Here is an 11,931-nt window from a genome sequence, read left to right as displayed (position 1 = left end):
CGGCCTCATCAAATAGATTGATATAGATGGCCAGAATATAGCCAGTTTCTTTGTATATCGTCGACCGGCACAATGCTCGGCATACGCACATCGGATGGTGTGCCTAACCCAACAAGGAGAACGGCAATGACCGGCTTTCTGAATCTTTCCACTGTGCAACGGAGTCGCCAGGTTGAACGCCTGGTCAATGGCATCCCCACCACCGATGGTGCGGGCGTTAAATTGACCCGGGTATTAACACATGATTTGCAACGTCGGCTTGATCCGTTCTTGATGCTGGATGCATTCCGCTCGGATGATCCCGACGACTATATCGCCGGCTTTCCCAACCACCCGCATCGCGGCTTTGAAACCGTTACCTATATGCTGAATGGCCGCATGCGCCATCGTGATAGCCGTGGAAATGAAGGCTTGCTGAGCGAAGGCGGCGTGCAATGGATGACCGCCGGGCGCGGCCTGATTCATAGCGAGATTCCCGAGCAGCAAGATGGCTTGATGGAAGGGTTTCAGCTGTGGCTGAACCTGCCCGGCAAAAACAAGATGATCGCGCCGTGGTATCGCGATATTCCGGCAGCAGACATCCCGGTGCACCAACTGGCTGATGGCGTTGAAGTAAAGCTGATTGCTGGCCAGCTGGGCGATGCTGCAGGCGCGGTAACGCGAGAAGATACCGAGCCGCTGTATCTGGATATCAGTGTGCCAGCCGGCATCACCACGCATTTGCCTTTGCCGGCAAATGTGAATGCGTTCATCTATGTCTATCGCGGCAGCGTCAAGATTGATGATCGTGGCGTAAAGAGCACGCAAATGGCCGTTTTGGGCAATGGCGATTTTGATGGCGTGCGCATCAGCGCCCAGGAAGAACCGGCCCGCTTGTTGTTGATTGCCGGTAAGCCTCTGAATGAGCCGATCGCGCAATACGGCCCGTTTGTTATGAACAACCGTGCCGAACTGGAACAAGCTTTTGCCGATTACCAGGCCGGTACGTTCTAAGCTGCCTTATTCTGTTTGAACCACAACCCGCTCGCAGGCGGGTTGTGTTCTGTCCGCTGGGAGGCTATCGATGAATACGCCCGTGTTAAAACTTAAAGGCCGCGCCGAAACCGTGGGCGGTTTGCCGGTTAATCGTTTATTGCCCGCCGTGCAGCAACGCGCAGTGGGGCCTTTTGTTTTTGTTGATCATATTGGCCCGGCCGCGTTTGGTGCCGGCCAGGGCATTAATGTGCCACCTCATCCGCATATAGGCTTGGCCACGGTGACCTATTTGCTGGAAGGCGAGCAATTGCATCGCGACAGTCTGGGCACTGAGCAATTGATTTATCCCGGCGATATCAATCTGATGAGCGCGGGCCGCGGCATCGCGCATTCCGAGCGTACCCCGCCAAGCCAGCGCAATGGCGGACGCATACACGGCGTGCAGACCTGGCTGGCTTTGCCCTTGTCGCATGAAACCAGCGAGCCGCATTTTGATCATTACCCGGCCAGCGCATTGCCACGGTTTGAGCGCGACGGCGTGGATGTGACCGTATTGATCGGCCAATTGTGGCAGCAGCAATCACCGGTGCGGTTTCCTGCCGAAACGTTATATGCAGTCATGCGCATCCCGGCGGGCGGCCAGATCACGATTCCAGCCGCGGCCACCGAACGCGCGCTTTGCCTTATTGAAGGTGACGCCAGCCTGGCCGGTGAACCGCTCGATCGCGGCGACCTCAGCGTGTTACAGACTGGCTATGAGCCCAGCGTCACCAGCGCGGGGGGTGGCACGGTGCTGTTGCTGGGCGGTGCGCCGCTGGATGCGCCGCGACATTTGTGGTGGAACTACGTGGCCAGCCGCCGCGAGTTGATCGAAGCCGCCAAACTGGCGTGGCAAGAAGACCGGGTCGGCCAGGTGCCGAACGAAACCGAACGCTTGCCCTTGCCCATCGTGCGCGCGCATTCCTGAAGCCGGTAGCACTGCGCGGCCCTTGCACGAACATCCGGCGGCGATTGCCACAGGCAGTGTGGCTGCGCGGCGTGGGCACGTTACAATGCCGGATTGCCCACGCCCCTGCCCGCTTCCATGGCCGCTAACACCTTTTTCTGGCACGACTACGAGACTTTTGGCGCCGTGCCGCGACGCGATCGTCCGGCCCAGTTTGCCGGCATTCGTACCGATGCCGAGCTCAATGAAATCGCCGAACCGGTCGAGTTATTCTGCCAACCTACGCCCGACTGGCTACCCGATCCGCAATCCTGCTTGATCACCGGCATTACTCCTCAGCAAGCCATGGCGCGCGGCGTGCCGGAATACCAGTTTGCCGCCGCTATCGAGCGCGAACTGGCGCAACCAGGCACGGTGGGCGCGGGTTATAACTCGATCCGCTTTGATGATGAAGTCACCCGCTTTCTGTTCTGGCGCAATCTGTTCGACCCCTATGCGCGCGAATGGCAGAACGAATGCGGGCGCTGGGATTTGCTCGATACCGTGCGCACCGCGTATGCGCTGCGCCCCGACGGCATCCAGTGGCCCACCAATGACGAAGGCAAGACCAGTTTCCGGCTGGAACATCTGAGCGCCGCCAACGGCCTGGCGCACGAGGCCGCACACGATGCGGTATCGGACGTGCGCGCCACCATCGCGCTGGCCCGTCTGATCCGCCAGCACAATCCGCGCTTGTTTGATTTCTGCCTGAGCTTGCGCAAAAAAGATCGCGTGATGGTGGAACTGGGCACCGAGCCCAAGCCGTTTTTGCACGTATCCGGCATGTTCGGGGTGGAGCGTGGCTGCATCGCCATCGTCTATCCGCTGGGTTGGCATCCCACCAACAAGAACGAACTGATCGTGTGGGATCTGGCATTTGATCCGGCCGAGATGGTGGGACTGGGCAGCGACGAACTGCGCGTGCGGATGTTTACCCGCGCCACCGAGTTGCCGGAAGGCGTTAGCCGCCTGCCCATCAAAACCATCCATATCAACAAATCACCCGTCGTAATCGGCAACCTCAACACGCTGACGCCCGCCATGGCCGAGCGGTGGCAAATCGATAAAGACCAGGCGTTGCGCTATGCGGCCGCGTTTGCCGAGGCGCCCAAGCCGGACTGGAAAGCGGTATTTGCTCGCCCCGCCGCCAGCCGTGTCGACGTAGACGAAGATTTGTACGGCGGCTTTGTCGGCAATAACGACCGCCGCGAACTAGACCGACTGCGCGGCATGGATGGCCCGACACTGGCCAGCACGCGCAGCAGTTTTGATGACGGCCGCCTGGAAGAACTGGTCTTCCGTTATCGCGCCCGCAACTTTGCCGACACCTTGAGCGCAGAAGAACAAGCGCGCTGGCAGCAATTGCGCGTGGCGCGCTTGATAGAAGGCCAGGGCGGATATCGCACGCTGGAAACCCTGGCCGAGTCCATCGATACCTTGTCCGAGATTGCTGATGATCGCGCCGCGGGCATCCTCGAAGCCCTGTATGACTATGCCGAAACCGTCGCACCAGAATGGTGAAGCGGTGTTAGCATGCCTGCTTTTCCAGATTGCATAACGGACCAGCTGGCATGATTTCTCGCGTCACCGCTTTGTTTCCGCTGTGGGCCATCCTGTTTTCGGTGGCCGCTTATTTTTCGCCCTCCAGCTTCAGCGCGGTCGGCCCGTACGTGCCGCAATTGCTGGGCGCCATCATGTTTGCCATGGGCCTGACCCTGACTGTTGGCGACTTCAAGCGCGTGCTGACCCGCCCCGCCCCGGTGGCGGCGGGCATCCTGCTGCATTACCTGGTCATGCCGCTGGCGGCATGGTTGCTGGCCCACGCCCTGCAAATGCCGCCGCAGTTGACGGCGGGCATGGTGCTGGTGGGCAGCGTTGCCAGCGGCACAGCCTCTAACGTGATCATTTATCTGGCGCGCGGCGACGTGGCATTGTCGGTCACCATTTCTGCGTTATCGACTGTGGTGGGCGTAGTCGCCACGCCGCTGCTGGCGCGCCTGTATATCGATACATCGATCTCGGTCGACGTGGTCGGCATGCTGGTCAGCATCCTCAAAATCGTTATTGCGCCGATCGCGGCCGGGCTGGTGCTTTATCGCGTCTTTCCCCGGGTGGTCCGCAAGCTCGAGCCCATCCTGCCTTTGCTGTCGATGCTGTGCATCGTGGTCATCATTGGCTCGGTGGTGGCTGGCAGCCAGAAATTTATCGCCAGTGTCGGTGCCGTGGTGATCATCGGTGTGATCCTGCATAACGCACTTGGCTTGCTCGGCGGTTATTGGGGCGGCCGCTTGCTGGGCTTTGATGAATCGGTTTGCCGCACCTTGGCGATTGAGGTGGGTATGCAGAATTCCGGACTGGCGGCCACCTTGGGCAAACTGTATTTCGGCCCGCTGGCCGCATTGCCGGGCGCGCTGTTTTCCGTCTGGCACAACTTGTCCGGCGCCATGCTGGCGGGATATTGGCAGCGTAAGCCCACATCCCGCTCGCTGTTCAAAGATTGAAGCAGCAACCCCGGCCAGGGCCGGGGCAATCTCAGTCTTTGCGCAGACCTTCCCATAAGGTGCGCAACAAGGTGTCGGTGTGGTCCTGGGTGTATTCCCAGAAGAATGCCCCGGCCAGACCTTGCTCCTTGATGTAATCGATCTTGTGCTGCAATGACTCTGCATTCTCATAACTGATAAAGCGGTCGCCATCGAGCAGCCACGGCGCCTTTGCCGCCTCATCCCAATGCGTTTGTGCGCCACCGGGAATCAGCTTGCCGACGATCTCATCGTAATCATGCGAGGTATTGCTCTGCGGCGTGCCCGGCGCGCCCAGACCCGCAGCACCCACTCCCGCCAGGCCCCGGCCATAGAAGGCCGCGCCCAGCACCAGCTTGTAGGCCGGCAAACCGGCCGCCACAAATAGCTCGACCGAGCGCTGGCAGCTATCCCCTTCCGGATCAACTGGCGTATTGAACAGATTGGTATGGTGGCCCGCGCGCCGGGCCCAGCCGTTGTAGTAGTCGTAGGTCATCAGATTGACGAAATCGCACAGCCGCGCGACTTCGGCCATTTCCACGCCGTCGAGATAATACTGGCCCGCACCCGCCGCAATCGTCAGCAGATAACGCTCACTGCCACGGCGGCCTTGCGCATCCGACAAGGCATCCAGCTTGTCCCGCAGGCAAGCCAGCAGCAGCGTGAAATTCTGTTTGTCTTCCGGCCGCGCCACAATGCTGGCCATGTCATTGGACGGATATTCCCAATCCAGATCAATGCCATCAAAGCCGCGTTGCTGCATGAATGCGATGGCCGAATCGGCGAAGATATCGCGGCTTGTTGCGCTAAGCGCCGCATCGGAGAAACCGTCGGCCGACCAGCCGCCAATCGAAATCAGCAATTTGAGCTGCGGGTTATGTTGTTTCAGGGCGCGCAGGCTGGCGAAATCTTCTTCGCGGCGTGGCTGGTCGCCGGTGTCTTCCGGCCGGGTAAACAGCACCACCTTGCCATCGCGGATGTTGGCAAAGGCGTAGCAGATATGGGTCAGGCGCTGGGCATCGCGGGCGAGCGGCAGTCCGCTCCAATCATTCCAGCCGGCAATATAAGCGAGCAGTATCGAGGACATGGCAAGACCTGGGTGGGTGGATCAGGGGGCTATCAAGACCTTGGGCACAGCGCCTTCGGTGTGGCCAATTATGCCGCCAATCGCCAGTGCGCAAACGCAAGGGGGCGATGTTGGCAACGTGAGCCAAATGCTCCGGCCTGATCCACGCCGCGCGGCTTAGAGCGCCGCGATTACCGTCACTTCGACTTTGTAGCGGTTGTCGGCCAGACGCGCTTCGACCGTGGTGCGCGCGGGCGTATGGCCGGGCGCAACCCACTGCGACCAGGCGTCGTTCATACCGTCGTATTCATTGATATCGGGCAAATAAATTGTGGCGCTGAGTATTTTGCCTTTCTCGGAGCCCACTTCAGCCAGCAGCTTGTCGATGGTACCCAGTACTTCGAGCATCTGGCCGCGCGTATCGAGCTCCAGCGTTTCTGCAACCTGCCCAGCCAGATAAACCGTGTTGTTGTGCACCACGATCTCGGACATGCGTGGACCAATGTAATGACGCTGAATGCTGGACATAAAAGGGCTCCGTTGTTGGTGTGTTTGCTGTCCTGCTTATTTTAGTGCGCTACCCGGCCCTCGCCCACGCCTGAGACAAAAAAAGGCGAGCCTTAGCTCGCCTTTTTTATCAACTACCCGCCGCTCAGACTGCAGCCACGCGGCGCAGACGATGCGAAAACTCTTGCAGTGCCGCAATGCCACTGGCTTCGGCACGGGCGCACCAGTCTTGCAGATGACTCAACAGCTCGGTACTGCTCATGCTGGAACGCTCCCACAGGCGAGTCAGTTCCTGGCGCATCTGGTAAACCTGATCCAGCACCTTGCTCTGTGCCAGCAGCGTATCCAGATGGGCTTTGTCATCCACCGGCGTATCTTTGGCATCTTGCTTCAGCCACACGCGCATCTGGCGCGACGGGTTGAAATCAAAGTGCGGCAGGCTGGCGTTGGCGCGCAGTTTGTCGACTTCTTCGCCCACCGTGCGCTTCAGCGACTTGGCGTAGTTGGCAGCGATGGTGTAGCGGTTGGCGATAATGGCTGCCAGCGCTTGCTCATCCAGCTCCATATGGCCATCGACCATCTTCATGCGCGGTGCCACTTTGCGCACTTTGGCCAGCTTGAATGCCGCCATGATACGGATGTACATCCAGCCCAGATCAAATTCCCACCACTTGTTGGAGAACTTGGCGGAAGTACCAAAGGTGTGATGGTTGTTATGCAGTTCTTCGCCGCCAATGATGATGCCCCACGGCACCAGGTTGGTCGAAGCGTCTTCGCATTCAAAGTTACGGTAGCCAAAGTAGTGGCCAATCCCGTTGATCACACCGGCGGCCCAGAACGGAATCCATGCCATTTGCAGCGCCCAGATCCAGATGCCGTTGGCGCCAAACAGCACCAGGTCAAGAATCGCCATCGTTACCGGGCCCCACACGCTGCGCGGGGTGTACAGATTGCGTTCCAGCCAGTCGTCCGGCGTGCCATGGCCAAACTTGGCCAGGGTTTCCTTGTTTTTGGATTCTTTGCGATACAGCTCGGCGCCTTCAGAGAGCACCTTTTTCAGGCCCAGCACTTGCGGGCTGTGCGGATCTTGTTCGGTTTCGCAGCGGGCGTGGTGTTTGCGGTGAATCGCAACCCATTCTTTGGTGACCATACCGGTGGTCAGCCACAGCCAGAAGCGGAAGAAATGACTGGGGATCGGATGCAGATCCAGACCGCGGTGAGTCTGGTTGCGGTGCAGAAAGATCGTAACGCCGGCGATGGTGATGTGCGTAAGCACCAGCATCACCACGATGTAACCCCACCAAGGCAGATCAATCATGCCGTTTAACCATTCCATCTATTCGACCTCTCCACGTAGATACAACTGACAATATTTATATAAATCAAGAATCACGGCGGATATTACAAGCTTTTGACGGCTCTAGCACAACCGTTCGTAATCCATAAAAGGCTTTGTGAAAACTCACAATTCAGAGGGCGCCGATGGCTGCGGCGCAGTCACGCCTTGCAGGTTGCCATCGCCCGCCAGTTTGCTGGACGGCTCAAAATGCACCACATCCAGCCGGTTAAACGGAATATTGATCTGGTGTTCGCGAAACGCGCGCCACACCTTGAGATTGATATCAGACTTAAGCCCGCCTGATCCGTTCTCTGGATCTTTGAGCCAGAAGCCCACCGAAACGTTCACCGCGCTGTCACCGAACGAATCGACATAGCCGCGCGGCGAAGGTTCTTGCACGATGCGTTCAATGTCGCGGGTGGCGTCGACCAGAATCTGCAGGACCTGGTCAAGATCGGATTCATACCCCACGGCAAAGGTCATGCGGGTAAAGACGTTGGGGTCAGTATAGGACTGGTTAACTACCGTCGACGTGACCAAGGTGTCGTTCGGAACCAGCGCTTCAGTGCCGTCGAGGCTCTTCAGCACGATATAGCGAGCAGTCAGGCGGGTGACCACGCCTTGGCGGTCGGCAATCTGCACCATATCCCCCATGCGGATGGAACGATCCAGCAAGATGATGAAGCCCGAGACGTAATTAGACGCGATTTTCTGTAGCCCGAGACCCAGGCCCACCCCTAGGGCGCCGCCAAATACCGACAGCACCGAGGGGTCGACGCCCACCAGCGGCAAGGCCACCACCACCGCAATCACCACCAGCAGCGTTTGTGAGATCTTGGTCAGCATCACGCGCAAACTGGCATCCAGCATGCGCGCCTGCATCAAGCGGCGCTCGATCAGTCGGCTGAGCCACATCGCCACCAGCATGGTCGCCGCAATCGACGCGACGCCTTGCAGAATGGTGAGCACCGAAATACGTTGGTGCCCCAGATGAAAGCTCAGGTCATCCAGCGCATCGGCAATTTCGGGCAGGATGCCAACCACATGCAGCGCATAGGCCAACCAGATGATGCCACCGATGCGCCGCTCCCAGCGCGGTACCCACGCGGCATCCTGAAACACGTGCCCTAATAGATAGGTGAGCACGGTAATGTTGAGCATGGCCAACAGCAGAACGTCTGCGACCGCGATCAAGCGGAATGGCGGCGTTAATGCCAGGCCCAGCAAGCCCATGCCGATTTTGGCCGTCAGCAGTGCCGCCACCGGAAACACAATGCGCAGAACGCCCTCACCCAGCCAACCCAGACGCGACGCTTCGCGCCGGATCAAAGGCTTGAGCAGCACCTTGCTTAGCACGCCAAGACAAAAGGCCAGCGCCAGAATGCCTGCCTGACTGAGGATTTCTGGCGTTAACCAGCCATGTTGCTTGATATCAAGAACAAGGGCGACAACCAGGCTATGACGTTGATCCATTCGCGAGTCGTATACGTTGCAAAGTCTGCGTGGTCGAAGTGGCGTGCAGGAAGGGGATGGAATGCACCGTGCCGCCCCAGCCCAATACTTCGGCGCTGCCAACGATACGGTCCGGCGTCCAGTCGCCGCCCTTCACCAGCACGTCCGGACGCACCTGCATGATCAGATCATAGGGTGTATCGGCATCGAACCATGTCACCAGATCCACCGACTGCAGCGCGGCGATCACGGCCGCCCGCATTTCCAGCGGATTGATCGGGCGATCGGCGCCCTTATTCTGTCGACGCACCGAGGCATCGGTATTCAACGCCACCACCAGGGCAGCGCCTTGCGCGCGGGCCTGCGCCAGATAGGTGACATGACCGCGGTGCAGAATATCAAAACAGCCATTGGTGAACACCAAAGGCCGCGCCAAAGTGTCGAGTTTGCGCGCCAGATTTTCCGGCGCGCAGATTTTGCTTTCGAAGTCCGGCAGGGCGTATACGGTCATCTCAGGCCTGCCCTGCGGCCACGGCCAGTTGCTTGCGATAGCGGTTCAGATCAGTCACGGTCTCGAAGGCCATACCGAACAAGCTGGACAGGTTGCGCAGAATGCCACCTACCACTCGCGCTTCCCATTCCTTGCCAAACTGGATCTGGGTATCCAGCCAGTGCTCCAGCCAGTCCGGATCCGGCAAACGGCTTTGCACCGTGTCATTGGGGAACAGATCTTTGTTAACGTGCAGATTGGTCGGATGCAACGGCTTGCCCGAACGCGCGGACGAGGCCATCAGCATGCCGATCTTGGCAAAGGCCAGGCGCGCTTCGTCGCCCATGCGTTCGATCGAACGCTTCATGTATTTGAGATACGCGCCACCATGACGGGCTTCATCGGTGGAAAGCGTCTTGTAGATTTGCTTGATCACCGGCTCGGTATGCCATTCCGAAGCACGGCGATACCACTGCGTCAGGCGGACCTCGCCACAGAAATGCAGCATCAGGGTTTCCAGCGGCGGCGCCGGATCAAATTCAAAACGCACTGCGTGCAGTTCTTCTTCGGTCGGTACCATATCGGGACGGAAGCGACGCAGGTATTCCATCAGCACCAGCGAGTGCTTTTGTTCTTCGTAAAACCAGATCGACATAAAAGCCGAGAAATCGGAGTCATCGCGGTTATCACGCAAGAACATTTCAGTGGCCGGCAACGCGGACCACTCCGTTATCGCGTTCATCTTTACCGTCAACGCTTGCTCGTCGGTGAGCAGACTGGTGTCGAACTGATCCCAGGCAATGTCGTCCGCCATACTCCAGCGGGCTTTTTCAAGATCAGCAAACAGTTGAGGATAAAGCATGGGACCAACTCCTGGGGGCGGCTGTTAGTTATATAAACTTGTGGATGCAGAGATAAACCGGGCAATTAGACAGGCAAGTCGCCGCTTGCAGCAAGTTGTTTTAAACACCTTTAACGCAAGCGTCATGTGCACCGGAGCGGGGAAGAAAGATACCTGCAGAACATGACATCCGGGAGTCCCATTATTCACGCTGCCGCCATCCGCCCAAAGCCGGGCAGACAGGCGCTACAACAAAGGTGAACACAAGCGCGCGCAGGCTTCACCAAACGCTTCCAGTTTGCTGATCTTGCGCGGACGGCTCACGCGCACACAATGCGCCAGGTCTTTTTCGAATTCGACGGCCAGCCGATCCGCCAGATACTCGCCGTAGCCCAAAACGCTCACCTCAAAATTAAGCCGGAAGCTGCGATTATCAAAATTAGCCGTACCGATCATGGCGTAACTGCGATCCACCACCAAGGTCTTGGAATGCAGCATGCGGTTGGTGTATTCCCACACCTGCACGCCTGCCTGGGTCAGCTCTTCAAAATAAGAACGGGCCGCCAAGGTTACCAGATGAGAATCGCTTTTCCGCGGCACCATCACACGCACGTCGACGCCGCGCAACGCAGCACTGGTCAGTGCCGTCATCGCGGCTTCATCCGGCACAAAATACGGCGTGGTCAACCAGACCCGCTGCTGCGCCGCATTAATCGTGGCCAGATAGGTTCGATAAATCGGCGCGAACTCATTGTCCGGCCCAGACTGCAACACCTGCACAATCTGCTCACCCGGCGTGGCGGCCAGCGTTTGTGTCGCCTGGCGCTGTTCGCCGGTCGTATAAAACCAGTCTTCCCAGAACACCTGCTGTAAACGTTCTACCGCCTGCCCTTCCAGCAAAAGATGCAGATCGTGGTAGGCATGCGGATTAACGCGTTCATCTTCTTCGTCGGTGATGTTGATGCCGCCGGTGAAGCCGATTTGCTCATCGCAAACCACGATCTTGCGGTGAGTACGCATATTGATCACGGGGCGGAATTTGCGAAAGGTAGTGTGGTGGAAAAAGGCAACCATCACGCCCGCAGTCAGCATCGGCGCCAGAAACTTTTTGCCCAACCGCTTGGAGCCCAGGGCGTCAATCAGCAGTCGCACCTTTACGCCCTCAGCCGCTTTGCGCGCCAGGAGCTTAGCCAAGGCCATGCCGATACGGTCGGGCTCGTAGATGTAGTACTCAAGATGAATGCTGTGCTTTGCTTGTTCGATTGCCGAGAAGATCGCACTGAAGGCAGCCCCGCCGTCGACAAGGATTTCCAGACGGGAGCAGGACGCCGGTGGCAAATATGAAGTGGCCGTGCCGAGCTTGGCCATCTGGACGGCGGAAACCGGAGGCGTTATGTCATTCGCAGCCGCCGCGGCCAGTCCGCCGGTCAAGCGCAGCTTGCTGGCGACCCGGCGCATGCGGCGACGCTTGATTTTCTGCGGACCGAATACGTAATAGATGATCAAGCCAATATAAGGCAGCGCGGCCAGCGACAGGATCCAGCTGAGCGTGGCGACGGGGGCACGCTTTTGCCAGATGATCATGATCGAAAGTGCGATCAGATAGAGCGACCAAAGCAAGACGATGGCAGAGGTATAAGACACACAGCAAACCGGGTCGAATTATTGTGCTGTGAGCTTAGCAGCAAGGCTGCAGGCTGGCTTGGGCGATATGAGGGAATTGTGTGCAGGGTTGCGGCCTACACCGGCACGGCGCG

At 58.5% G+C, this 11,931-nt stretch carries 11 protein-coding genes; 4 read left to right on the top strand and 7 right to left on the bottom strand.

Features of this window, described 5'->3' with window-relative positions; all coding sequences use genetic code 11:
• The first annotated feature begins 126 nt into the window (after positions 1–126).
• The 4 genes from ACYQ1A_RS19410 (at position 127) to panS (ending at position 4,461) form a co-directional block, all read left to right on the top strand.
• Positions 127–993, top strand: coding sequence for a pirin family protein (locus ACYQ1A_RS19410; RefSeq protein ID WP_499364803.1), 867 nt, complete (start codon positions 127–129; stop codon positions 991–993).
• Between the two features lie 70 nt (positions 994–1,063).
• On the top strand, positions 1,064–1,942 hold the full coding sequence (locus tag ACYQ1A_RS19405; RefSeq protein WP_499364800.1) for a pirin family protein: 879 nt from the start codon (positions 1,064–1,066) through the stop codon (positions 1,940–1,942).
• Positions 1,943–2,059: 117 nt separating this feature from the next.
• Positions 2,060–3,481, top strand: a complete 1,422-nt coding sequence (gene sbcB / locus ACYQ1A_RS19400; RefSeq protein ID WP_499364798.1) for an exodeoxyribonuclease I — start codon at positions 2,060–2,062, stop codon at positions 3,479–3,481.
• Positions 3,482–3,531: 50 nt separating this feature from the next.
• The gene (panS, locus tag ACYQ1A_RS19395) at positions 3,532–4,461 is read left to right on the top strand and encodes a ketopantoate/pantoate/pantothenate transporter PanS (RefSeq protein WP_499364795.1); all 930 of its coding nucleotides are present in this window, start codon (positions 3,532–3,534) and stop codon (positions 4,459–4,461) included.
• 31 nt (positions 4,462–4,492) lie between these two features.
• Here panS and ACYQ1A_RS19390 read toward each other — a convergent pair whose 3' ends face one another.
• The 7 genes from ACYQ1A_RS19390 to cls form a co-directional block, all read right to left on the bottom strand.
• Positions 4,493–5,566 carry a glycoside hydrolase family 18 protein gene (locus ACYQ1A_RS19390; RefSeq protein ID WP_062223131.1) on the bottom strand — a complete coding sequence of 358 codons (1,074 nt, stop codon included), beginning with the start codon at positions 5,564–5,566 and terminating at the stop codon, positions 4,493–4,495.
• A 156-nt stretch (positions 5,567–5,722) separates the two neighbouring features.
• The gene (locus tag ACYQ1A_RS19385) at positions 5,723–6,073 is read right to left on the bottom strand and encodes a RidA family protein (RefSeq protein WP_062223133.1); all 351 of its coding nucleotides are present in this window, start codon (positions 6,071–6,073) and stop codon (positions 5,723–5,725) included.
• 124 nt (positions 6,074–6,197) lie between these two features.
• A complete protein-coding gene (locus ACYQ1A_RS19380; RefSeq protein WP_499364790.1) occupies positions 6,198–7,370 on the bottom strand; it encodes a DesA family fatty acid desaturase in 1,173 nt (390 codons plus the stop codon).
• Between the two features lie 144 nt (positions 7,371–7,514).
• Positions 7,515–8,864, bottom strand: coding sequence for a mechanosensitive ion channel family protein (locus tag ACYQ1A_RS19375; RefSeq protein ID WP_499364787.1), 1,350 nt, complete (start codon positions 8,862–8,864; stop codon positions 7,515–7,517).
• Complete coding sequence (rfaE2, locus tag ACYQ1A_RS19370; protein WP_062223137.1) at positions 8,848–9,354, bottom strand: D-glycero-beta-D-manno-heptose 1-phosphate adenylyltransferase; 507 nt, start codon at positions 9,352–9,354, stop codon at positions 8,848–8,850. Before rfaE2 ends, ACYQ1A_RS19375 begins: the two co-directional genes overlap by 17 nt.
• A 1-nt stretch (position 9,355) precedes the next feature.
• Positions 9,356–10,195: a ferritin family protein gene (locus tag ACYQ1A_RS19365; RefSeq protein ID WP_499364782.1), complete on the bottom strand. Its 840-nt coding sequence runs from the start codon at positions 10,193–10,195 to the stop codon at positions 9,356–9,358.
• A gap of 225 nt (positions 10,196–10,420) precedes the next feature.
• Entirely contained in the window at positions 10,421–11,818 is a 1,398-nt protein-coding gene (gene cls / locus ACYQ1A_RS19360; protein WP_499364780.1) for a cardiolipin synthase, read from the bottom strand.
• Positions 11,819–11,931: the final 113 nt, after the last annotated feature.

The sequence above is a fragment of the Silvimonas sp. JCM 19000 genome, from assembly GCF_054652575.1.
Note: the sequence above shows the minus strand (reverse complement) of the source record. Positions and strands in the feature narration are given on the sequence as shown.